This window comes from Dactylosporangium salmoneum (assembly GCF_039532525.1).
In the GTDB taxonomy this organism is placed as follows: domain Bacteria; phylum Actinomycetota; class Actinomycetes; order Mycobacteriales; family Micromonosporaceae; genus Dactylosporangium; species Dactylosporangium salmoneum.
Genome location: NZ_BAAARV010000029.1, coordinates 55,610 through 77,662 on the forward strand (window position 1 = coordinate 55,610; position 22,053 = coordinate 77,662).

A 22,053-nucleotide genomic window follows, 5' to 3' on the forward strand; every position below is an offset into this window, starting at 1 on the left:
ACACCGCCGCTCACGTTCCCCCTGGGGAATTACGTGACCGACCCCGTCACAGGTGGGGAATTACCTGATCGCGGAACCCGCAAAGTGGGGGAATTTCGTGATCGCCGACACGGACCGGGCGGCAGGTCACCTGATAGCGGTCGACGAGTTGCTCGACCGGAACTTGGCCGGCGAATACAGGGCTGAACATGCGGACCGTGGGCGGAGCGTCGGCCGGGAAGACTCCGGCCGAATGCAGCAGCTGATAGAAGACCGGGCTGTGCCGGCCAGATCGGGTCGGTCCGGGAAACACCTCTCTGCTGACGCGCATCGCCTCGACGCAATCGCCGATGGTCACGTCGCGGACGCTGCCGCCTTTCGCCGCCACGATCAGCGCGATCTTCTCAATTGAGGGGATCATGGTTGAGCCGCCGACCGCGCCAGCCGACCGGGCGGTCCGCAGCTCGGCGAAACCGTGGGGATCGCGGACCTGGGCCAGCTCGTTGGCGATCCGCTGCGGCGACGAGGTGACCATCAACCAGCCCAAGGCAGGGCGCAGGTAGTCGCCGCCGATCAGCTGGATCAGGCCCTTGCCAAGGATCTTGCCAAGATAGTCGGGGCGTTGGTTCTGCAGCCCGGCTGCAGCGAGGTCGGCGGCCAGCTGGAGCCGCCAGTCGCGTTGGCCGTCGCGGCCGGCGTCGGTCGCGTCCCACCGCTGCTGCCAGCTCTGGCCGGGATAGAGCTCCAGCCAGTCCAGGACCGTCTGCACCGAAACCTTGCGGTGGCACCGCGACTGGGAATCCTCGCCCGGGAACGGCGATGGGCCACCACTGCCTCGATAGCGTCCGCAGCGGTCGGCGTCGTATAGATCTGCGTGGTCGTCAGCGAGGCATGGCCCAGAACCCACTGGACGTCGGTGATCGGCATGTTCGGATCTCGTGCCAGCCGGTAGGCCGCCGTGTGTCGCAGGTCGTGCAGCGACCAGTTCGACCCAAGCAGGCCGTTGGCGCGTGCGAACATCGCCCTCGCCGCGTGATAGTTCAGCGGCCGGAACGGCCGCCGCAGCGTCCACCACAACGCATCATCCGGCTCCGAGGGCACCGCGCCATGGACCTGCTGCTGGTAGAGGCGCAGCCAGACAAAGGCATCCGGCGACGCCGGAAGCTGTTGCAGGGCCCGCGATCCCTTGCGCACCACCGTGATCAGTTGCTGGCCAGGGTCTGCGCCGCCGCGCAGCACGCCCAGCAGCTCCGCAGCCCGGGCGCCGGTCGACACCCAGAACGCGACCAGCGCACGGTCCCGATCGCTCGGCAGCCGCGCGAACAGCTCGTTGAATGCCTGGTCCGGAATCTGGCGCGGGAGCCGCTTCGGCTGTCGAGGGCGATAGAGACCCACACGCTGCGGCTCGAATCGATCCATGGGGTTGTGATTCGAATGCGCTCGCCTGGCTCTGGCAAGCGGGAACGGATTGATCAGCGGTCCGGTCCCGGCATCAAGGTGGAAGTCGTAGAAGCTGCGCAGCACGGTCTCGCAGTGCGCGATGGTCGAGGGCGCGTACTTCTCACCGGGCAGCCGCTTGCCGGTCACCGCGTTCACCGATCGCGTTGCCGCCACGGCCGGTCTGTCCGGGGCCCGCCAGTGCGGCCTGGCCGGCTTCGTGCCGATCTGAATCCACCGGGAGAAGTCTCGGGCCTCGATCCGCGTCACTTCTCGCCAAGCGATCTCCACCGCCCAGAGGAACCGGAACCAGCGCAACAACGCCATCCCATACGAACGGTGCGTCGACATCGACCGCCCGCCGGCCTGCAACTCGCCGAAATACATCGCGACGGCCGCCACCGGCCCCCCGCCGGAGTCCAACAGCCGATACGGCTCCCATGGATCACCGGTAGCCGCCAGCGACCCGACCCGCGGCACCACCAACGACCCCAGATCCCTGCACTGGTTCTCGCGTTCGATCATGGGCAGGGACCGTAGTCACTTCGATCTCTCAACGCACCCTGACCAGCGCCGGGCTGGCTGATAGTTCAGTCAACAGGACGGGACAAGGTGGTTGCGGCGGAACCAGCCGACCTGGCCCTCGACCCCGCCCTTCTCGTGCGCGCCCTGCAGTCCCGGCTGGCAGTAGAAGGCCTCAACGCCGATCCCCGGTGAGTTCACGAATACTGACGTCATGCTTGCCTGAACTCACCGCTGCAACAGCGCAGCGGCGGGTGAGTTCGGCCTTCGTGGCGTCGATTGACGATGCGCCCGTTGAGATCTTTATGCTCCGGCCTGCCGGATTGTGCGGCACTCGTCCCTCAATGTGGTTCACTGCGGACGGCCGCAAGTCGGCGGTCATCTTTTGTTACTCAGCCGCTCCCAGACTGTTGTCGGCTCTCTCTGCGGCGAGCAGCCTTCGTAGTATCTCCATGTCGCCGATGTCTTTCTGCCGCCACGGCCGGCCGTTGCGCAGGTGCGGGAACTGCTCCTTCATCGCGAGCATGCCGGAGACGCTCATGGCAAGGACCGGCGTGCCGTCGAGCGTCACGGGCTCGTCGTCGAAGGACCCTGGCGGAAACAGCCAGTCAGAAAATCCCCCGAGGGGCTGGTCGAATGATCCGTCGGGTCGCCGGTCGAAGTAGGCGGTGCTGAAAGAGGTCCCGTCAAGGATGAACTCGCAGGACTCTTCTGGCGGCTGAGTCGGCAAAGCCGTGCCGCCGATCCCTTCGATCAGTACCTTTGATTGCTCGGCGTGGGTGCGTTCGACCCAGAACTCCACGTCGCCGTGCTCTCGCGTGATCCTGCCGATTCTTGCGTCGAGTCCCCAGCCGCCGAACAACCACGCCGGGATGCCCTCGGCTTGCAGGGCCGCGATGACTTCGCGGATGACACGTAGCTGCGCCGTGGCCTTTGGACCCATGGATTGATCCTGTCACGGGGCGCGACGGCCGATCTATCACCCCTGGAGCCAGCGAATCGTGATGTCTGTCGACTTGCTCTCAGTGTTCACGTCAGTTTCTGCTCGGCGGGCTCCCCCGGCCAGACGGTCTTGGCGTAGCGCAGAGCGGGTTTGGCGCTGAGTCCGAACATCACGGCGATGTGCAGCGGGTCGCCGTTGGCAGCTCGCGCCTCTTCCAGGATGCGATCTTCGCGGAGTTGGGCGGCGGTGGCCGATAGGCCGTCGAAGAGGCTGGTGAGCCAGTAGGCGCTGACTGGTCCGCGTTCGTGGGCGGTGCGGCGCGTCAGCAACAGGTGCTGGTTTCCGGTGTCTGGCCAGCGCTGATGCCGGTAGTGCAGGTAGGCGGCCAGCGCGGCAGTGGTGTACGCGTCCAGGCGCCGTCGGGCGGTGCCCAGGTTAATGCGCTGGTTGGGTAGATCGATCTGGTCGAGAGTCAGGTCGCGGACCTGATGAGGGCGTAAGGCGTGGACGCCGATGAGCGCCACCACGGTCTGCAGAGTGGGGTCGTTCTTAGCCGCGTCGCCGATGGCGTGCAGTGCTTCTCCGGTCAACGCGGCCGGCGTGCTCGGGTTGGCGCTGCCGACGTGAATCCGTGCGAGCGGATTGGCGAACACCAGCCGCTGGGCCTTGAGGACGCCGAACAGGTCGCGCAAAGCGTGAGCGTCGGAGGCCCGGTGTTTGCGGTCGTCGAGCCAGTCGAGCACGTCTTGGCGGGTGACCTCCCGCAGTGTGGTGTAGCGGTCGGTGATCTCGGTGAGGAACGGGTGGGCGGCTGCCAGCAGGGTGAAGGTGGTGATGCGGGGTCGGGCTCGCCGCCGTGGGGTGCCGTGTCGGAGCACGGTGATCCAGGCGTCGAGCTCGTCGCGGATCCGCGGGGGCAGCGAGGCGAACTTGGCGTCGATCCAGACGGTGAGCGAGTCGGTGCGGTCGTCGACGACGAGGTCGTCGCTGGCGGCGAATAGGACTTCGAGCACGCGCAGGCCGGGGACGCCGTGCGGGCTCATCGCGGTCACGGTGCTGGCCTTGACGGGCTCGCCGGGTTCGTGGCAGCTGGCGATCATTCGCAGGCCGCGGCGAACCTGTTGCAGGGTGCGTGGTGGCCAGCCGTTGTGCTCCGCCAGGACATCCGCTTGACGCAGCACCAGCTGCAGGAACCCGGGATCGCGAGGCGGGTCGAGGCTGCTGGCGTGCCGGCAGTCGCGCGGCGCATCGACCAGGATCGGCTGTTCCCAGCCCTTCGGCCGCGCGGCCGGAGCCACCAGTGCCGCCGAGAGCTCCGGTGACTGCGCCGGCTTCGAGCGGCTCCTGGCCGCCCGGGAGAAACCGGCGAGGAACAGCTGCTGGCCGGTGCTGGCCGCAACGGTCAGGTCCAGCGCGATCTTGCAGTCGGGTCCGGCGACCAGGCTGGCCTGCCGGCGGCAGAGCCGGCAAACGCCCTCGTCGACCGGAACGGCGCGGCGGGCGCAGGTGCGGCAGCGGCCGAGCGGGTTCTTGCGGGCGAAGGCTTCGCAGCCGCGGCAGACCCGCTGACGCAGCACGCCCCAGGCCAGGCACTGATCGCAGCTGCGCGCCGGGCCCCGATAGACGCGTTTGCCCCGGCGTCGCGGTGAAGCTGCTGTCATACCGGGGGTTTGCTGCGGCCGGTGTGCCGGCGCTGGATCGGCGTCTCGCCCGCCACGGCCCGCAGCGGAGCGGCCTCGGCCGGGCGCGGCGCCGGCAGCGGAAGGTCTTCCAGCACCAGCAGGTCGTTCGGGGTGCAGCCGAGCACCGTGCAGATGATCTGCAGATCTTCCAACCGGATCGTCACCGGTTGGCTCGACCACAGGTGCGACATCTTCCCGGCGCTGATCACCAGGCCCGCGTCGGCGAGCATGGCCTGTAGCTGCGAGGCTTTCCAGATGTCGCGTTGCGCGGCGGCCAGGCGCAGGTTCCACTTCATCGTCGGCTCCCGAAACGGTTCGCGGCCCGCTGGCCGGCACCGGCCCAGGCGTCTTCGATGTGGGTTTTGTCGAACGTAGATCATCGTTGTGTTGAGCCAGGCGTGGCCCAGGATCTCCTGGATAGCCAGGACGTCCATGCCGTTGCGGTAGAGATCGGAGGCCGCGAAGTGACGCAGCAGGTGCGGTGACAGCCGGCCGGTCTGCGCGGGCAGGTGGGCGGCGACGGCCTCGGCGAGCCCGTCGCGCAGCGTGTCGGTGGTTGCGAAGCCGCTGCTGCCGTCGGCTCGGCGGCGTTCGGACGGGAACAGCGGCGCCATCGGGTCGTTGATCCGGTCGTCGAACTCCCAGCGCGGTCCGTGTACCCACCAGTCCAGCAGTTCCCGGGACCCGTTGATCAGCGGGACCAGGCGTTCCTTCTTTCCACGGCCGTTACTGCCCTTGCCGCGCAGCAGCACCTTGCCGAACCGGCCCAGCTCCCAGCGCAGGTCACCCATGCGCAGCAGGCACAGCTCCGACACCCGCGGGCCGATCAAGCTGACCAGCCGGAATGCCGTGTAGTTGCGGACCGCCGGCGCGTACTTGCGGGCGCTCTCCAGCCCGTGCTGCCAGCCGGTGAACAGCTGCGTGACCTCCCGCGGTGTCGGCGGGATCCGCAGCTGGCCATGGGTGCCGCCGCGCGGCCGGTTCATCTCGTCCAGCGGTGACTCGACCACAAACCCGGTCGCCGCGTGGATGTCCGGCTTGTGCCGCAACTCCAGGAACTCGAAGTAGACGGCGAACCCGGCCGCCTTGCGGACCTTCGTGCCCGGCATCGCCTGCCGCAGATGCCGGCCGAAGAAGGTGTCGATGTGCTGGGGCGTCATCTCCCATAGTGGCCGGCCGAACCACTCCCGCAGTTCCTCGACCGCGGCCACGTCGGCTCGGATCGTCGCGTCGGTGATTCCTGCTGACGAGCGTGCCAGCACGAACTCGGCCAGCAGATCCTGCTCGAACGCCGCGATCTGGCCGGGTCCGTCCAGGCGCTGATGCGCCCGCAGGTCCCTGACCACTGCCACCGACACAGCGGCCTCCAGCTCGAAAATCCACGACAACCATCGGCTTCCCGATGGATACCTCAGGAATCCCGAGACTGGATCATAGATTCATCGAAGATCAGGAGTCCAGCCCTGCGTCGAGGTCAGCCCGGTCACCACGCTGGCCAAGGTGGACACCCGGCCGCGGGAACTCACGGCAACACGGGTTAAATGCGACCGGAACGCGGTCCAGCGGGCGGTCTCGACCCGCTGCCCGCAGGTTGTCGTAGCGGATCTTGTCGGTAGGGACACCGCCGAGCGCGGCGAATGCGTGGACGTGGCCCTCCAGGAACGCCTCCTGCCCACCTGAGATGAAGATCCGATGCACGGCCTTGCCGGAGAACGAGAGCCGGAACGCGAACAGCATGCAGGTCACCAGCTCGCCGCGCAGCTTGACGGCGACCTCCCCGAAATCAACCTCTGCCTCGTCGCCCGGCCGGTGGGTCTGCGGGAAGAACACGTTGACCGGGCCTCGCCCGGCCTCGGCCCGGATCTTCGGTTTGCGGTCCGCGACGTAGGCGCGGACCACCGCGTAGGACACGTCGAGCATGCCGTGCTCGTCGATCAGCCGGTCGTAGATCCGTTTCACGGTGTGCCGCTGCTTGCGAGGCGCGTCCAGATCCGCGCGCAGGATGCCGTCGATGATCGGCTTGAACCCGGCCAGTTTCGACGGACGCGGCGGCAACGGCTTACGCGGCTCGGGCCACGCCGACAGCAGCGCCGAACGCACCGTGCGGCGGCTGACCCGATACTGACGAGCCAACGCCCGCACGGACATGCCGGCCCGCGAGTCCCTTCGGATCGCCGCGAACAGGTCAACCTTCGACATCGGCGCCATCGGCAGGCTCCCGTCCAGACCAGCCGATGCTCCCCACCAGCGCAAGTGGGACCGGAATGTCCGCTGCCACTGAAGTTGGTCCTCTTCGGCCTCTGTGAGCAGGTCGGATCAGATTCGATGTCAATGGCGTCGTGACGGCTTCGAGGTCAAGTCGTCGTTTGTTCGGGCCTTTTGTCAGTGAAGTTGGCCCGAATCTTCGGGTCGGTGGGCCCAGAAGAGTTGGTGGCCGCTGTCTTCTTCGGGCACGAACTGTTCGGAGTCGATGGTCAGGCCGGCCTGGGTGATCCAGTGACGGTAGGTGGCCGCGTCGGCGTGGCTCCACCACATGGTGGCGGTGCCGCCGAGCCAGTGGTCCTCGGTTCCGGTCCATTCCTGGGTGTGGACGCTCACGTAATTCCCCTGGCCTGGGCTCATGGAATGGGACTGGCTGCGGACTTGGCGGGGATGCTCAGAAAGGCGTTTGCCCTGGGGCGGGGGTCCGGGATTGGTGGATGTCGGGTGTCCGGTCCTCGATGTCGTCGGGTCAGGGTGCGGGGCGGCCGTGGTTGTCCCAGAAACCGGTTTCGGCACCAGCGGTGTGCAGGGCGGCGTTGAGCGCCTGGCGCTCGGCTTGGGTGGGGATGTCGGGGTGCGGCGCCGGGTCGGTCATTTGGTCGCGGCAGGTGCTGAGCCGGTGTTCGCTTTGCGATCGGCGGCCCGGGATAGCCGAGGACGCGAGCGGCCTCTGCAGTGCCGACGAGCTCGACCGAATCGCCGGTGCGGTCGCCGACCGGCGGTCGCCAGGGCGCCGGCCCGAACAGGGCTCCAGATGACCGGGGCTTGCCTGGCTCACCGATGCGGCGCGGGCCCGCTTGTGAAGAGACGCTCATGTCAGACGAAGCCGGCCGGGCGCGTCGAAGAGGGCTCGTGATCGTGCGACGAGCCGGCCCGCCGCCGTCCGGATCGCGATGTGCGCGAACTCGGTTATGCCGCCGACCCGGGCGACACGGCGGGCCGAGCAACAGTCAGTCCAGGGCCTGGCGGGCGATCGTCCGTGCCTCCCGTCCGGCCAGCAGCCAGCCGCCGGCGTAGGCGATGACCGGCAGCCCGGCCAGGATCGCGGCCAGGTTGGCCAGCGGCGGGTCGGCCAGCCAGTGTAGCTCGCGGGCGTACCAGGCCAGCATCGCCAGGTAGGCGCCGGCCGTGCCGATGACCGCCCCTGTCAGCGCGAGCGCCCCGGCAGTGGCGGCGGTGAGGGCCCGGCGGGTGCGGCGGGGCGCGCCGGCCGCAGTGAGCGTGCGCAGGTCGCGGGCGGTCTCGCTGCGGATCAGCCCGACGGTCATGGCGAGCACGCCGAGGCCGACCGCGATGCCCGCGGCGGTGAACCAGGCGGCCAGCCGGGTCTGGTCCGCGCCGGTCGGGCGGCTCTCGATGTTGAGCCCGGCCGCGACGGCCTGCTGCTGGGCCTTGTCGAGCTGCGCGGTGGTCAGCGGCCGCGGTGCCTTGACGAGCCAGCCGACCGGGCCCGGTGTGAGCCCGAGGGTGGTCACGGCGTGGTCGGTGAGCAGCGTGTTCGGCAGTGAGGTGTAGGTGGTGGGCAGCGGGACGTGCTGGGCCTTCGGGTGGAAGTCGCGCTCGCGGATCGGGATGACGTCGTAGCCGTTGACGTCCGGGCGCCCGGTGATCACCTCGGTGCCGGCGGCGATGCCGGCCGGGTCGATGCCGTAGTAGGTCAGCAGCTCCGGCGTGGCGATGAACAGCGGGATGGCGTCGCTGCTGCTGTAGGAGGCGCCGCCGTTGCCGGTCGGGTGTGGCCGGGCCAGGATGACCGCCGGTTTGCCGCCATGCTCCATCGGGGCGTCCGGTGAGATGCCGCCAGTAAGCGGGAGCACGGAGGTGGCCTGGAGGTCGGCGGCGATGGCGTCGACCTGCTTGCGCATGGTGTCGGCCTGCGCTGCGGTGAGCTCTGGGATCGTCCCGTTCAGGCCGTCCGGCGACAGCCAGACCAGGATCTGGTCGGTGGGCAGGTTGCCGCTGCCGGGAACGGCCGCCTTCGCGACGGTGACGCCGCCGGACAGGGCGACGACCGCCGAGATGCCGATCGCCAGCCCGATCGCCGCGAGGGCGGCGCTGGAGCGGGCGCGGTACCGCGACAGGTCCCGCATCGCCAGCCGCGCCGGGAGGGGTGCGTGGCGGGCGATCCGCCCGATGATCGCGACCCCGACGGGAGCGAGCAGGAGCAGCGCGATCGCGGTGGCGAGCACCCCGGCGACGATGTAGGGCGGCCGGCTTTGCCTCGCCAGGACCAGCGCGCCGAGGCCGAGGACGAGCAGCCCGGCCCCGACGAGGGCGAAGCGGTGGGCCGGGCGCGGCGGTGCCGGCCGCGCGGACAGTGCGGCGACGACCGGCATCCTGGCGGCGGCGCGGGCCGGCCACCAGGCGGCGAGGAGCGCGGTCAGGGTGGCCAGCCCCATGGCGATCAGCACCGGCGTCCAGGGTAGCCCGAACCGGTCGACGCGGTGGCCGAGCAGAGGCTCCAGCTGAGGGCCGAGCAGGACCCAGGCGGCGACGCCGACCGCGGCTCCGGCCAGAGCTCCGACGCCGCCGATGACTGCCCCGTTGGCGAGCAGGACGAGCCGGATGTGGCGGTGGCTGGCGCCGATGGCGCCGAGCATGCCGAGCGCGCGGAGCCGCCGCTGGGCCATGACGGTGAAGCCGGCGACCGCCAGCAGGCCGACGAAGACCAGCCCGATGGTCGCCAGGGCGAGCACCCCGACGCCGGCCGCCGCGTCGGTCTCGGGCGAGCGGACCTGAACGTTGGCGCCGTCCGGGCGGGGCTGGTTGCGGAAGACGCGGTCGGGGGCTCGGAGGAGCACGTCGACGTGGTCGGCCTCGATCTGGCCGGGTGCGGCGAGGGCGAACAGGTCGGCCAGGTTGAGCGGGTTCTCGACCAGGCCGACGATGGTCCAGGTGGTGCCGGCCTGGGTCCAGGTGCCGCCGACGTGCAGGCCGAAGAGCGTGGCGGTGCGATCGGTGACAGCGAGCTCGCCCGGGCCGTGCGGGTAGCGGCCCTGGTTGAGCCGGAGCATCGGGCTGCCGTAGGGGCCGCCGGGGTTCTGGGTGCGCAGGTCGACGCCGTTGGCGGAGCCGGGCACCGCGATCCGCTGCTTCGTGTGCTCGATCACGTCGATGGCGCCGAAGGAGCTGCGCAGCGTGGCGAGGTCGGTGTCCAGCTGGGTGCCGGTGCTGCCGAGGGTCACCAGGTGGTCGGCGGTGCCGAAGACGGCCGCCTGGGACGGGGCACTGGCCACCGCGCCGAGCCCGACGACGGTGGCCGCCACGGCCACCAGGAGCAGGCCGAGCACGATGCTCTGCTGGCGCCACTCGCGCCGGAACAGCCGCCAGGCCCAGCGGACCACCGCGCGCCGGGCCGGCATGCCGCCGTGGCCCGCGCCGAGCTCGACCGGCTTGTCCTGCACGGCCAGTGTCATCGGGTGGCCTCCTCGGCCAGCAGCGAGTCGGGGCCCGGTCGGGGGCCGGTGCGGTCGACGATGTGGCCGTCGCGGATGAACACGACCCGGTCGGCCCAGGACGCCAGCTGCGCGTCGTGGGTCACCACGACCGCGGCCAGGCCACGCTTGCAAGCGGCCAGGATCAGCCGCATGACGGCCTCGCCGTTGGCCGAGTCGAGGGCGCCGGTCGGCTCGTCGGCCAGCAGGAGCTGGCGGTCCCCGACGACGGCGCGGGCGATCGCGACCCGCTGCCGCTCGCCGCCGGAGAGCTGGTCGGGGAACCGGGTGGCGCGCTCGGCCAGGCCGAGCTCGGCGAGGGCGCGCAGCCCGGCCGCACGGGCCTGGCGGGCACCGGTGCCGTCGAGCTCGAGCGGCAGGGCCACGTTCTCGGCGGCGGTGAGGCCGGGCAGCAGGTTGAAGTCCTGGAAGACGTAGCCGATGGCCCGCCGCCGCAGCCGGGCCCGGTCGTCGCGGGACATTGCCGAGAGCGGCTGCCCCGCGACGATCACCTCGCCGGCGGTCGGCGTCTCCAGCGCACCGGCGATGGTGAGCAGCGTGCTCTTGCCCGAGCCGCTGGGGCCCATGACGGCGACCATGCTGCCCGGCTCGACGGTGAGGTGGACCTCCCGCAGGGCGTGCACCTCGTCGGCGCCGTCGAGATAGGTCTTGGAGACCCCGCGCAGTTCCAGCACCCCGGTCATCGGCGCACCCCCGCGCGGCGCCGCAGCAGCGGTGCGACGGCCGGCGCTGGGGCCGGCGGATCGAGCGCGGCCCGCTTCAGCCGGCCGTCGGCGCTGTCGAGCCACTGCACGACCGAGTCGAGCCGGAACAGCTCGGCGTCGACCACCAGGGCGAGGCCGAGGTCCAGGTGGGCCTCCTCCTCCTTGAGGCGGGTCCATTGCTGCATGAGCTCGATGAGGTACCGCCGATGGCTCTGGATGACCTCGTGCACGTCGGCTCCGGGCAGGCGTACTGCGATCAGGACCTTGATGACCAGCTCGTCCCGGGGTGGCGAGCTCAGGTCGGGCGGGGTCCGCAGCCAGCCGGCGAGCTCTTCCGCACCGTCCGCCGTGATCCGGAAGCCCTTCTGCGGGCCCGGCTCGGCGTCGTCGTCGGACTCGACGAGCCCATCCCGCTCGAGCCGCTGCAGCGTCGTGTAGACCTGCCCGACGTTGAGCGGCCACACCTCGCCGGTCCGCGCCTCGAATTCCTCGCGCAGCTGCAGACCGTACTTCGGGCCCTCGCTGAGCAGCGCCAGCAGCGCGTGCCGAATGCTCACGAGATCACCACACTCGAAATCATGACCCGTATCATACTAAGTATGATAGCGCGTGTCTACGGCGCTGGCGACTATAGAGATGCCGCCGTCGTGCTCGGCCTGCCGCGCCTTGCCCCGCTCGCCATGCCGCTCCCGGCTGGCGACGAGGGCGAAAGCGCCAGGATTGGCGACCGCGCACGGCGAGCGTCCGCGGACCGCGGCCACCCGGCGGCCGGGCCGGGCGCAGGGTGAGAGAAACGCTGGACCGAGCTACGCCCCGATGGCCGGGTGGAGCCCGGCGATCGCCCGCCCGGTCGCGCTCAGCCGGCCACGTGGCGTAGCCGCCGGAAACAGGACGCCGTCAGCAGGCCAGCGAGCAACAGGTACGGCGCCGACTCGGCGAACTGGAACGGCCAGACCGGTCGGCAGGCTGGTATGTCGCCGTCACGTGGAGGTCGCGCTGGGCGAAGCACGTCAAGGTCCGGCGGAACTGGTCATCCTGGTTCAGCGGGCCGACGGGTGACGACCGGGTTTCCCGATCTGGTCCAGGTGCTTGCGCCGGCTGCGGACGTAGGCGCTCACGGCGGAGATGGAGACGTTGAGCTGCAGGGTATTGGTGAGGTGGTCGTGGACCTGCTGGATCGTGGTTCGCTGGTGTCCCGGCGGCGGCTCGGTGAGCATGGTGTCGATGATTGCCTGGTGCCGGTCAAGTCGTGATCCTCGCCGGGCTGTCGGTTTGCGGGGCGGTGGGGTCGGCGTCCGGAGCGCTGTTCGGACGGTGCGACGGTGAACGCCGTGACGTTCGGCCAGAAACCGCAGCGAGAGCGCGGGGTTGTTGGTGGCGTCACGGCGGATCGCGGTGAACAGCGCTATGCGGGCCTGTCGCTGCCGGAGCGATTCGCCCGATGAATCTGGCATGGGTCCGGGGAGATGTTCGCTGCGGTGCTCGGCGAGGGCTTTGGCCAGGTCGGTGGGGTGTCGGCCAGCGAGGGCCGCGAACCAGTCGAGCCGGATCGGGCCGTCGGGTTGTCCGCCGCGCAGGTAGCGGTCCAGGACCTTGGGGCGGAGGTGGTTGGCGTGGGCGAGCCTGCGCAGGTAGGAGGCCGTCGTTTCGGCGGTGCGCGGTCGTGGCCGGATCGGCAGCGGCCGTGGTAGGTCGGTTCCGGTCATCGGCGGCGGCGTTTGGTGGTGTGTTGGCTGTCGGCGGCGTGGTCGAGTTCGACAAGGTCGAGGACGGTCTTGGTGATCGCTTCGGTGCCGGTGAGGATGGCGTCAACGGCGGCGCCGCGGATCAGGTGCGAGAGGCTGCCGATCATTCCGGCGGTGCGGTCGTGCAGGTAGCGGTCCAACTCGGGCAGACTGCCGGGGCGGTGCCGGCGTAGCCGTAGCGCGGCTTCCAGCGACGCGACGAGCCCTTGCCACTCGTCGGCGTAGGGGAACGCGGTGGTGCGGATCAGCGAGAACCGGCCGGCGATCTGCCGGCCGCGGGTCCCGGTAAACAGTCCTTGCCGTTCGACGTCGATGCCCGCGTAGATGAAGGTGGCTGAGATCCGTTCGGAGAAGTATTTGAGGGTGTCGGAGACTTCGGCGCCGTTGCGGGTGGCCAGTTGCAGGTTATGTATTTCGTCGATGCATACCACGCTGACGTGGGTGTCCAGGGCAACACCGCAGACGGCCTCGATGACGTCGGTGATGTTCGCCCGGGTGGTCAAGGGCAGGCCGAGGAACCGGGCGAACTCGACGGCGACCATCCGCGGAGTGGCGGCCGGTGGAACGGTGACGTAGATGACCGGGATCCGGTCGTGCAGTCCGGGGTGGCGGCGGCGGTCGATCGCTTCGTGGGCCTTGCCGAACTGGGTGATCGCGGTGGTCTTGCCGGTGCCGGCCGGGCCGGACAGGATCAGGCCGCGGCGGGCGCTGATCGCGTGCCGGTTGAGCAGGGTCAGCCGGCGGCCGGCGTGGATCACCTGTTGCAGGGCGGATATGGCAACCACGGCCATGCGGGTGTGGTAGTCGAGGCGGTCCTCGTCGTGGCGGGCCTGGTCCGCCTCGGACAGGGCCGACCACCGCTGTTGGCTGATCGCCGGAGGCAGGGCGACCGGTGCGGTAGTGAACTGCCGCCAGCCCTGCAGAGTGGTCAGGTGATGTGGCCCGCCCCGAGCGTGAGGACCGTGCTCGGCGGTGGCCGCCGCTGGGGTCACCACGGCTTATCGGCCTCGGCGAACGGGTCGAACAGCGGCAGCGGGATCACCTTCGCCAGGCGTGTCTCCTGCCGTGCTGTCGCGGTCTGCTGGTCCTCGCCGGGTTCGTCGGCGGGAACGGACGCGGCCGGCATCGCCGCGGCGGCGGCCCGGGTGCGGGCGGCGACCCGTTTGTCGCGCCGGGCGGTCTTCTTGGCGGTAGCCGCATGTGCCGCCGGTCCCTGGTGCGCGCGCTGCAACAAGGCTTTGACCGCGTCGGCGATTTCGGCCTCGGTGGCCTCCGGGAGGCCCTTGCGGACGTGATCCCAGGCCAGTTCCCCGAACGGGGTCGGCACCCGGTCCAGGTGTTTCCAGAGCGCACGAATCCAGCCGCCGGCCGGATCCCGGACCCAGACCCGGGACACGTCGTATGGGTCGTAGTGGATCTGCCATCGTTCTTTCTTCGCGGTCACCCCGGACGGTTGCCCGCGCAGCGGGTTGAGGGCTTCGGCGTCGTAGGTGCGGTGGTTGATCCGGATGCCGTAGGCGTTGATCGCCTGCCAGCGGGCCGGTAGCAGTTCGATGTAGTCGGTGCCGGACAACGCGACCGGCACGTAGCCGGCCGCCTCGATCAGCGCGGCGTACTTCTCGTTCGGGGTGAACGCCCGGCCTGGGCTGGCCGGATCCCGCAGCCCGTCATGCGGGCGGTTCTGCCACTTCGCGACGATCCACTCATCGAGTAACTCCTGCAGCTCAAGCATCGACCACAACGGACCATCCTGCACCTTGCGGCCCCGGCGTTCGGTGTTCGCGCCCGTGTAGCCGGCGACGAACTGCGCGAACCCGGTGGCGACCGATCCCAGCATCCGCTCGATGTGCGGTTTGTCGGTGGGGGTTGCCTCATGTCCTGGTTGGAAGTTGATCCCCAGGAACCGGCAGGACGCCCGGAAGTTGTGCGACACGAATACCTTGCCGTGGTCACACACGATCGTCTCGGGGACGATCACGGGCCGGGCCGCCGCGTGCTCAAGGCGCTCATCGATGCTCAACAGCCGCTGGTGCGGCAACACCGAGCGCGACATCCGCAGCGCGTCCACCCAGCCCGGGCGCATCGGTTCCGGGGTCACTGTGCGGGCCAACAACACCGACGCGTCGACCGCCTTGGTCGTCGGCCGTAGCACCGCGGCGGTGACAGTGCGGGTCGCGACGTCGATCATCCCGGTCAGCTCCAGCCGGCCGACCACCCCGTCATCCAGCAGGACCAGCACGTCCAGCGGCGTCGAGTCGATCTGCATCAGCTCACCCGGCGCGGACGCCGTCACTTGCCCGAACGGTCCGTCCGGCCGGTTGGCCAACGATCGGCGGGTCGTTGCCGATCCAGTCACGTGTTTGCCCGCCGCGAGCTTGTCGAACAGCCGGTAGAGCGTGCGCTGCGACGGCACGGGCACCGCATCACCCCGGGCCGCCAGCAACTGCTCGGTGCGCCACAACACGAACCCGGCCGTGCGCGAAGACGCGTCCGTGGTCTCGGCGATCGCCGCGCGCATCGCTTCGACCACCGCCTCGTCCACCCTGCCGAACCTCGGCGTGCGGCGCGCCACCCGCTGGTCGACCAGACCGAACAACCCCTGTTCCTGATAGCGCAGCCGATGCCGACGGACCGTGCTGAGCGTCACCGCGACACCGGCCGCGTTCAGCTCGGCAACCTTCGACCGCTCCCGACCGGCCAGCGACCGCTCTGCCGGGTCATACTCCGGCCGCGACTGCCCGCCCTCGTCGTCACAACGACGGCCGTGCAGCACCTCCAGGATGTGCTGCTCCCACCAGCGCGCCTGCTCGACCGCAGCGGCCGGGACACCCTCCAACGTTCCGGTCGCCGGCACCGCCAACGGTGCTCCCGCACCGATCACCGTGAAACCCGGCGATGCCTGCAGCACCGCCAGCGGCACCGTGCTCACCGTGCCATCGACATCAGCCAGCCGGACCGCCGGCCCCGCGACCCCGACCACCGTCAACAGCGTGCCGTCGACCCGGACCCGATCACCAGGGCCCAGCCGCCCCCGCCCACTCACCGCCAAGCCCCGGCAGGGCCAACACTGACCAGGCTGCCCGCGTGCAACAACTCGCCGGCCAACTCGACCTGCAGCATCTGCCGCCACAACAGGTGGAACAACACCGGCAACACCGCCAGCCGGTCACCCACCTGCGCAGCCGCCTCGAACAGTGGCCGCGGACGCTGACACACCTGACCCAGCCGCTGCGCCACATCGACGTCCTGACCGCACCGCGGATGCCGATAACGCGACAACCAGCGCACGTTGCTCGCCAACACCACCGGTGGAACCCCGAGCCGCCGAAACTCCCACTCCACCTGCGCGCACGCCCTGGCAGTCGCAGCAAACGCCTGCTCGTCGGCCTCCTCGATCCGCTCATCCGGCCGCACGTCGATCACCACGCCGGTCCCGTCCACCTGCCGCACGAAATAGTCCGGCGCATGCCGGCGCGCCCGCGTCCCGTCTGACCAGTGCAGCCAGAACGGCTGCGACGCCATCCCTACCACCCGCCGGTCGAAGTCCAGCAGCATCACATTGTCGCGCTCAAGCCAGGACTCGTACCCCACATGCCGGCCAGTTGTAGCCGACCACCACCACCCAGCGAACTCCCGTCGCCCTTTCGACCAGCGGAAACGCCGTACCGGCTCGACATCCTCGAATGCCATCGCCTGGCAGCCCCGTAACGGCTCACGCCGTCGGCCAGCATCCCCGGCGAACTCCACCACCAACTCCTGGCGGCCAGGTTCCGCCGCCACAGGCCGGGCCAACGCCACCGTCCACTCCAGACTCGATCATCAGGGCGGACCAACTGTAGTGACAGAAACCTCATCCGAACCAGATGTAGTGGCAAAGAGTTCAACTTCGCTGGCAACGGACACGGAACTCGCGAACATCGAAATCCACCCGAACGAGGTGGTCCCCGAACTCGCCGACAAACCGCAGGTCAACCCAGAGACAAGGCGCCTGTCACATCATCGACTGCTCCGGCTCCGGGTACCTGTGGATGCGCGATCCTTCACCTGCGATTGTCGCTGCCGGAGCCTGAGCAAGGCACTACGCTGCGCCTCGTGGACGAATCCCAGCTCGAGCCCGGCGCCGTGTTCCGGTTTCCGCACGACGAGCGTCCGCTTCGGGTGCTTGTCCGTGATGCCGACGCCGTGATGTACGACTGCTGGTGGCCGCATCTCGACGGCTGGGCCCTCGCGGATCTCGAGGCGACCAAACGTCAACGCATCAGCTATTACGTGACGACCGTTCCCACGGTTGTGGACAAGGGCATCTACCTGCGATCGGATCCGTTGTCGGACGACGAACGTGCACTACACCGCCCGGATCTTCCGTTTACCGCTGTGCAGGACCCAGACCAGCACTGGTCGGCCAGCGCGGTGACGCCCGTCCAGGGCGGCTCACGACTGCTGGTGACGGCCCTGTACTTGTTCCCATTCGGGCCGGCCGGCGGGACCAAGCCGGGCCTGCGGGTCGCCGCTGACAACGGCTCGTTCATCACCACCAACGAGCTGCTGCGCAAAGCGCATGCCGTCCAAACCAAGCACCTCAGCACAGCTACGACGGTGGACGGTGTCGGGATCTACCGCTCAGGACTCCAGCGCGGGCTGCCGGCCTTCTACCTGTGGGGAGCCGAGAGCCGACTGCATCAATAGCGCGCTACCCGCCCGCGACAGGCCCGATCGTGCGACAGGCTGCGTTCTCACGTCTCCGTCTTGGCGAGCACGGCAGCAGCCATGATGCGCAACTGCTGGAGGTAGTACCGCTCCTCGCCGTCGGTGAATACTCCAAGCACCGTGTCGAGATCCTCCACGCAGGTGGCGAGGATCCGCGACGTTTCAGGGGAAAGGCGACCACCTTTGCCCAGCCACGTACTGACACAGCCGGCGGTGTCGGCATCGAGAAGCATCACATCGATGTCGCCGACTTCGGCACCTCGCAGCAAGGGAGGGAACCAGCGATCACGATGAGCCTGCCACATCGCGGCGATGTCCGGTCCTAAAGAGGCCACCGCTGCAGACTACCGCCGCTGTCCGCGACGAGGACCGGCATCGTGGTGGGTCCCGAACTGACGAACACACGATTGAGCCGTCAGACTGTGGGACCCGAGCTGACCGACAAAAGGCTCCCAGACTCACCAACGAAGCCAGACGCCGCCGGTGTGACGCAATTGGGCCGCTCACCGACCGGGCAGCTCAGCGCGTCGACGACGATCGAGCGGATCTCCTTCACCTCATCGTCCTGCGGCCCCATCGACGGGTCGGGCGCGGCTCGTCGACTTTTGGTCGGACGCCTCGCGCAAGCAGTCCTGCCGCCGCTCGGCATCCCTTCGGCCGTCATCGACAAATGCACAGGCCACGCCAGAACCCGGTTGCCTCTGATCCGCCGCGTGAGTGCCGGAACCCGCCCCGAAGAGCCAATTCCCGCCGAGCAATACAATGCCTGTCAAGGCGGCGGCGACCAAGGTCAGGCTCCACCGGCGCGCGGAGGTCCGGCGAGCGCTGGCCGGCCCGGCCGTCGGGGCACCGTCAAGGTGTTGCATCGATCTCCCACGGGGACGTCACTCGAAAAACTCGGCCGCGGATGCGAGCATCGCGGTCAAATTCGGCCACAGCGGCTGGGCGGACGAGCCTTCGTCGGTCGAGAAGGCCATGATGCAGCCGAACTGTGCGCCGCGTCGAAGGTCGATGACGAGATAGTCTCCGCCGTCATTGGAGGCCAGCGGAATCCAGGACGGCAGCCAGTACCGCAGTTCCCGGATGCCTGCGGGTCCGGCGTCCTGAACGGCCAGACAATTTGCCAGGTCCGCATCGGACATGTCCGAGACCAGGCCGGCGACCTTGAGCAGCATCTCCCGCTTCTCGAGCGCCTCAACTGTCGACAATGGCAGCTGTCGCGGCCGGCGGGTGCCGGACGACGTCCGCCGCGCAGCATTGTGATCGACGCCGTCGGCCAGCGACCAGAACTCCACCAGGTCCGCTGGGAGCTCCCGGCCCACGGCGGACGCGACCCGGGCGATCGACGTGGCGCTGGCCGGTGGGTTGATCGCGTCGAAGAGGCCTGGGTCGCCGTCTTCGACGAGACTGACGATGCGGGTCCAGAGGGTCGACACGACGGTCACCGGTCCGTCCTCTCCGACGCGTTCACCGTCAATCGGCATGGTTGCGTCTCAGGACGCTGACGGAGTCTCGCTGATTTCGGTCCGGCATGTTGTCACACCGCTGTGCCGAATTCGGGGCAACGTGTCTTTTCCCGATAGACCATCGGCCAGAGACTGGCCGGCTCACCGCCGAGAACTCGGACACCGCGCACGTTCGACACCGGACCTGGGCAAACCGTTGTAGACCTTGCCCCCGGCTCACCTACAGAAGCCACTCCCATCCGGCCGCGCATTGTCGGCGCGCCGGGAGTCAGTTTGTTGTGCGCGCGTGGACCGGATCCCGAGCTGCCTACCGTGCCGTGAGGAAAGCTTCCCGGAAGCCATTCTTCTCACCCTTGTGTCCCTTGTGAGCCATGGCACGGTAGATGAGCCGGCTGCGCTGTCCAGGTCGGTAGCAGGTCAGTCCGGCCAAGGAGACGCGACCGGAGCCCTTCGCGGTGACTTTCGCAAAGATGCGTTCGTAGAGGCCGATCTCGCTGGGGCGGGACACCTCGAGGCCGGCGGTCGGTGTCTCGAGCGCGACGGGTACGTCGTCGAAGATCCAGAAGCCGGCTGATGCTACGGCGCCGCGCTCGACCATGAGCGGGATGATGCCGAGTGAGACGTTGGGCAGTGAGGTGACGGCCATCACCGGCGGCCGATACGCCCGGCCGGACGCCGGGCGACGAGGGTGTCGTCGCCCGGTGAGCCGAGCCGAGTGCCCCGGAGGGGGTCATGCCGGGAGCGTCGTCGCCCGCGGCGTTGCGGCCATCTGGGCGAAACCCCGACGGTACCCGGAGCTCTGCCGCAGCAGGATCCCTGAGGAGGCGCCGATCCAGCCCCAGGCGAGCAGCACGCCCACGAAGAGCGTCAGGGCGCCGTCCTGGCCGCCGGAGAACGACCACAGCAGCAGGACCGCGAACGCGATGCCGCAAGCACGTCCGAGCAGCGCCCAGCCGCGCCGGCCGTCGGCCCGGAACCGGCGGGCGAGGACGAAGGTGAGGGCGATCATCGAGAAGAAGGAGAGGCTGCCGCCCACGTTGTGCACGATCGCGTGCCAGCTCATCGTCGTCGGGGCGCCCGTAGGGGTACCGACGGGAAAGCCGTCACCCGGGTCGAGCCGGAACGCCGCGGCGATGAGCATGCCCGCGCCGATCGCGGCGAGCAGGCGGGGCGACCAGACGGCGCCCTTGCCGCCGGCCAGCGCGCGGCGGGTGCCGGGCGCGGCGGCGATCGAGAGCAGGCCGGCGAGGACGAAGCTGCTGATCTGGACCCAGCCGAGGTCGCCGTTGGACAGCATGCTGACCGGGTGCCGGGTCAGGTCGAAGCCCGCACGGGTCGGGGCCTGGGCCAGCGCCACAACGGCGAACAGCGGCGCGGCGGCGGCGCCGGCGGTGAGCGAGAAGCGGGTCATCGGGGTGGTCCCTTCGAGGCGTTGGAGGTGCTTTCGCCAACGCGTCGAAGAGCCCGGGCCGCTTTCGACGAGCGACCCCAACAAATTCGTCGCACCAGTTCACGCGGCGCCCGGTCGCCGCGGACAGGGTGGATGCGGATGACGACGCCGTAGCCGCGCGACGGCGCGAACCAGATGCGGTTGCCGTCTACGAAGCCGGCCGCGCGGGCCTTCGCCGTCCGCACGAACGAGATGGATCAGCCGAGAGGCGTACACGAGTAGCGCCTCGCCCAGGTCGGTTGATCGGTCGAGCTTGCTCAGTACGGGCAGGATCGCCGCTCCGGCCTGCCCGGCCAAGGCCACCGCCGACGCGCTTCCGACGCCCGGGCGGCTGCACGGGCACGACGGCGACTCCGGCCGGCAGCGGCGGCCACGGGTTGACGGCGGGCACGCCTACGGCTGCGCCGCGGCCGGGAAGAGCTCGGCGGCCAGCGCGCGACCTTGCGCGGCCCACGCCACCAGCATGCGGAACACGTTGGCCCGCTCGGCGTAGAGACGGTCCGCGTCGACCGCCTGGCTGCCGTAGACCTCGTGGCTGTCGCGGGTGGCGCGGGTCAGCATCACCGGAATCAGCCAGGTCCACTTGGCGGCCATGACGCACATGCCGAGCCGGACCGCCTTCTCGTCGGCGTCATACCCGGCGTCGCGCAGGCCCTGCACGTATCCCCGGAAGACACCCTCGTCGAGCGCGGGCAGCTCCTCGGACGGGCGCAGCAGATCCAGGGCCGTGTCCGACACGAAGTTGCCGATGTCGCCGCCGACCCACCCCTCGCCCGCGAAGGCCCAGTCGACCAGGACCAGCCGCCCGTCGTGCTCGAAGACGTTGTTGGGCCACAGGTCGTGGTGGCACAGCGTGTGCGGCAGCGCCTCGCCCCAGCGCACGAACTCGTACCGCTCCCGGCACAGCCGCAGCACGTCCTCGCGCAGCTGCCCGCCGAAGTGGGTCCGCATGAGGCGGGTGTCCCAGGCGTCGGAGTTCTCGAGCATGTCCCAGTCGATGTCCGGCGATGTCGCGTCCGGAGTGTCGAGGTAGTCGCGCAGGACGTTGCGGCTGAACGGCACAGCCGACTTGCGCCAGCCGTCGTCGAGCAGGCAGGTACCCTGCGCGCGGCCGAGCTGCCGGGCGCGCTCCTCGGTGCGCTGCACGGTCCAGGCGGCACCGCCATTGCCGGACACGTCCCGCATCCAGAGGCTGATCTCACCGCCCCCGCGCCGGAACACGCCCATCAGGTCGGGTAGGGCAATCCCCGCGTCGGTGTACGCCTGCGGCTGACCCGCCTCGTAGAACAGCGCCTCGCGCTCCCAGAACCGGTAGTTGGCCGGATCGTGCGAGCCGCGCCAGACCTTGCCCTCGACATCGGCCGCGGGCGCGACGATCTTGACGACCGCCCGCGTGTCGCCGGCCTGGGCCCGGAAGACCCCGGAGGTCACGCCGATGCGCTGGCCGTGCGCGAGCGGGGTGAACATGACGTCGTCCCGGCCGAGCACGGTATGCGCCTCGGCGGACAGCTCGGCGTCGATCTGAGTATCCGACAACTCGCCCTCACGTGACAGCAGGCAACGGAACGGCATATCGTAACGTAGCGATCCGGTCACCACGCCTCACGGTCAGACTGTAGGTCATCTCGTCGCGTCGGCGCGCTGTGGCTCGTCACGCGGCCGAGCGACCGGCGCTGCGAGAACCGCCGCCGCGGCCGGAAG

22 protein-coding genes and 1 pseudogene are annotated in these 22,053 nt (G+C 69.6%); 2 read left to right on the forward strand and 21 right to left on the reverse strand.

Annotated elements, in window-relative coordinates; translation table 11 throughout:
- Nucleotides 1–46: 46 nt before the first annotated feature.
- The 13 genes from ABD352_RS19820 to ABD352_RS19880 all read right to left on the reverse strand — a co-directional run bounded on the left by ABD352_RS19820 (nt 47) and on the right by ABD352_RS19880 (nt 12,201).
- Nucleotides 47–517: a hypothetical protein gene (locus ABD352_RS19820; protein WP_344613902.1), complete on the reverse strand. Its 471-nt coding sequence runs from the start codon at nt 515–517 to the stop codon at nt 47–49.
- Nucleotides 518–561: 44 nt separating this feature from the next.
- Entirely contained in the window at nt 562–1,941 is a 1,380-nt protein-coding gene (locus tag ABD352_RS19825) for a tyrosine-type recombinase/integrase (protein ID WP_344613903.1), read from the reverse strand.
- A gap of 69 nt (nt 1,942–2,010) precedes the next feature.
- Nucleotides 2,011–2,154, reverse strand: a complete 144-nt coding sequence (locus ABD352_RS19830) for a hypothetical protein (RefSeq protein ID WP_344613904.1) — start codon at nt 2,152–2,154, stop codon at nt 2,011–2,013.
- A gap of 172 nt (nt 2,155–2,326) precedes the next feature.
- Complete coding sequence (locus tag ABD352_RS19835) at nt 2,327–2,881, reverse strand: nucleotidyltransferase domain-containing protein (protein WP_344613905.1); 555 nt, start codon at nt 2,879–2,881, stop codon at nt 2,327–2,329.
- A gap of 86 nt (nt 2,882–2,967) precedes the next feature.
- A complete protein-coding gene (locus ABD352_RS19840) occupies nt 2,968–4,179 on the reverse strand; it encodes a hypothetical protein (protein WP_344613906.1) in 1,212 nt (403 codons plus the stop codon).
- A gap of 359 nt (nt 4,180–4,538) precedes the next feature.
- Nucleotides 4,539–5,921, reverse strand: coding sequence for a tyrosine-type recombinase/integrase (locus ABD352_RS19845; RefSeq protein WP_344613907.1), 1,383 nt, complete (start codon nt 5,919–5,921; stop codon nt 4,539–4,541).
- Between the two features lie 91 nt (nt 5,922–6,012).
- Entirely contained in the window at nt 6,013–6,771 is a 759-nt protein-coding gene (locus ABD352_RS19850) for a hypothetical protein (RefSeq protein WP_344613908.1), read from the reverse strand.
- A gap of 174 nt (nt 6,772–6,945) precedes the next feature.
- Entirely contained in the window at nt 6,946–7,161 is a 216-nt protein-coding gene (locus ABD352_RS19855; RefSeq protein WP_344613909.1) for a hypothetical protein, read from the reverse strand.
- 133 nt (nt 7,162–7,294) lie between these two features.
- Nucleotides 7,295–7,420, reverse strand: coding sequence for a hypothetical protein (locus ABD352_RS19860; protein WP_344613910.1), 126 nt, complete (start codon nt 7,418–7,420; stop codon nt 7,295–7,297).
- A 355-nt stretch (nt 7,421–7,775) separates the two neighbouring features.
- Nucleotides 7,776–10,241 carry an FtsX-like permease family protein gene (locus tag ABD352_RS19865; protein ID WP_344613911.1) on the reverse strand — a complete coding sequence of 822 codons (2,466 nt, stop codon included), beginning with the start codon at nt 10,239–10,241 and terminating at the stop codon, nt 7,776–7,778.
- A complete protein-coding gene (locus ABD352_RS19870; protein ID WP_344613912.1) occupies nt 10,238–10,963 on the reverse strand; it encodes an ABC transporter ATP-binding protein in 726 nt (241 codons plus the stop codon). The genes ABD352_RS19865 and ABD352_RS19870 overlap by 4 nt, the downstream gene beginning before the upstream one ends.
- The gene (locus ABD352_RS19875; protein ID WP_344613913.1) at nt 10,960–11,541 is read right to left on the reverse strand and encodes a PadR family transcriptional regulator; all 582 of its coding nucleotides are present in this window, start codon (nt 11,539–11,541) and stop codon (nt 10,960–10,962) included. Before ABD352_RS19875 ends, ABD352_RS19870 begins: the two co-directional genes overlap by 4 nt.
- Nucleotides 11,542–12,024: 483 nt before the next feature.
- Nucleotides 12,025–12,201, reverse strand: coding sequence for a hypothetical protein (locus ABD352_RS19880; protein ID WP_344613914.1), 177 nt, complete (start codon nt 12,199–12,201; stop codon nt 12,025–12,027).
- Nucleotides 12,202–12,306: 105 nt separating this feature from the next.
- Here ABD352_RS19880 and ABD352_RS19885 point away from each other — a divergent pair, with 105 nt between their 5' ends.
- Nucleotides 12,307–12,429, forward strand: coding sequence for a hypothetical protein (locus tag ABD352_RS19885; RefSeq protein ID WP_344613915.1), 123 nt, complete (start codon nt 12,307–12,309; stop codon nt 12,427–12,429).
- 257 nt (nt 12,430–12,686) lie between these two features.
- Here the strand turns inward: ABD352_RS19885 and ABD352_RS19890 are convergent, their stop codons facing one another.
- The 3 genes from ABD352_RS19890 to ABD352_RS19900 are packed head-to-tail and all read right to left on the reverse strand — an operon-like array spanning nt 12,687 to nt 16,419.
- A complete protein-coding gene (locus tag ABD352_RS19890; RefSeq protein ID WP_344613916.1) occupies nt 12,687–13,724 on the reverse strand; it encodes a TniB family NTP-binding protein in 1,038 nt (345 codons plus the stop codon).
- Nucleotides 13,718–15,709 carry a Mu transposase C-terminal domain-containing protein gene (locus ABD352_RS19895; RefSeq protein WP_344613917.1) on the reverse strand — a complete coding sequence of 664 codons (1,992 nt, stop codon included), beginning with the start codon at nt 15,707–15,709 and terminating at the stop codon, nt 13,718–13,720. The genes ABD352_RS19890 and ABD352_RS19895 overlap by 7 nt, the downstream gene beginning before the upstream one ends.
- Before the next feature lie 59 nt (nt 15,710–15,768).
- Nucleotides 15,769–16,419 carry a TnsA-like heteromeric transposase endonuclease subunit gene (locus tag ABD352_RS19900; protein ID WP_344613918.1) on the reverse strand — a complete coding sequence of 217 codons (651 nt, stop codon included), beginning with the start codon at nt 16,417–16,419 and terminating at the stop codon, nt 15,769–15,771.
- Between the two features lie 402 nt (nt 16,420–16,821).
- On the opposite strand from ABD352_RS19900, the gene ABD352_RS19905 reads away from it, so the two are divergent.
- Nucleotides 16,822–17,415 (forward strand): hypothetical protein, encoded by a 594-nt coding sequence (locus ABD352_RS19905; RefSeq protein ID WP_344613919.1) that lies wholly within the window; start codon nt 16,822–16,824, stop codon nt 17,413–17,415.
- Nucleotides 17,416–17,462: 47 nt separating this feature from the next.
- On the opposite strand, the gene ABD352_RS19910 is transcribed toward ABD352_RS19905, so the two are convergent.
- The 5 genes and pseudogenes from ABD352_RS19910 to ABD352_RS19930 form a co-directional block, all read right to left on the reverse strand.
- A complete protein-coding gene (locus ABD352_RS19910; protein WP_344613920.1) occupies nt 17,463–17,771 on the reverse strand; it encodes a hypothetical protein in 309 nt (102 codons plus the stop codon).
- A 549-nt stretch (nt 17,772–18,320) separates the two neighbouring features.
- Nucleotides 18,321–18,881 (reverse strand): SMI1/KNR4 family protein, encoded by a 561-nt coding sequence (locus ABD352_RS19915; RefSeq protein ID WP_344613921.1) that lies wholly within the window; start codon nt 18,879–18,881, stop codon nt 18,321–18,323.
- Between the two features lie 487 nt (nt 18,882–19,368).
- Nucleotides 19,369–19,551: pseudogene (locus tag ABD352_RS19920) on the reverse strand (XRE family transcriptional regulator); the annotation flags it as partial.
- Nucleotides 19,552–19,632: 81 nt separating this feature from the next.
- Nucleotides 19,633–20,313, reverse strand: coding sequence for a DUF998 domain-containing protein (locus ABD352_RS19925; RefSeq protein WP_344613922.1), 681 nt, complete (start codon nt 20,311–20,313; stop codon nt 19,633–19,635).
- 432 nt (nt 20,314–20,745) lie between these two features.
- Entirely contained in the window at nt 20,746–21,888 is a 1,143-nt protein-coding gene (locus tag ABD352_RS19930) for a phosphotransferase (RefSeq protein WP_344613923.1), read from the reverse strand.
- Nucleotides 21,889–22,053 lie beyond the last annotated feature (165 nt).

What these genes read in the sequence shown, in the direction of transcription:
- ABD352_RS19825 (WP_344613903.1), bottom strand. Translation starts at nt 1,941, where the DNA reads ATGATCGAACGCGAGAACCAGTGCAGGGATCTGGGGTCGTTGGTGGTG.
- ABD352_RS19830 (WP_344613904.1), bottom strand. Translation starts at nt 2,154, where the DNA reads ATGACGTCAGTATTCGTGAACTCACCGGGGATCGGCGTTGAGGCCTTC.
- ABD352_RS19835 (WP_344613905.1), bottom strand. Translation starts at nt 2,881, where the DNA reads ATGGGTCCAAAGGCCACGGCGCAGCTACGTGTCATCCGCGAAGTCATC.
- ABD352_RS19850 (WP_344613908.1), bottom strand. Translation starts at nt 6,771, where the DNA reads ATGGCGCCGATGTCGAAGGTTGACCTGTTCGCGGCGATCCGAAGGGAC.
- ABD352_RS19860 (WP_344613910.1), bottom strand. Translation starts at nt 7,420, where the DNA reads ATGACCGACCCGGCGCCGCACCCCGACATCCCCACCCAAGCCGAGCGC.
- ABD352_RS19865 (WP_344613911.1), bottom strand. Translation starts at nt 10,241, where the DNA reads ATGACACTGGCCGTGCAGGACAAGCCGGTCGAGCTCGGCGCGGGCCAC.
- ABD352_RS19870 (WP_344613912.1), bottom strand. Translation starts at nt 10,963, where the DNA reads ATGACCGGGGTGCTGGAACTGCGCGGGGTCTCCAAGACCTATCTCGAC.
- ABD352_RS19880 (WP_344613914.1), bottom strand. Translation starts at nt 12,201, where the DNA reads ATGCTCACCGAGCCGCCGCCGGGACACCAGCGAACCACGATCCAGCAG.
- ABD352_RS19900 (WP_344613918.1), bottom strand. Translation starts at nt 16,419, where the DNA reads ATGGCATTCGAGGATGTCGAGCCGGTACGGCGTTTCCGCTGGTCGAAA.
- ABD352_RS19925 (WP_344613922.1), bottom strand. Translation starts at nt 20,313, where the DNA reads ATGACCCGCTTCTCGCTCACCGCCGGCGCCGCCGCCGCGCCGCTGTTC.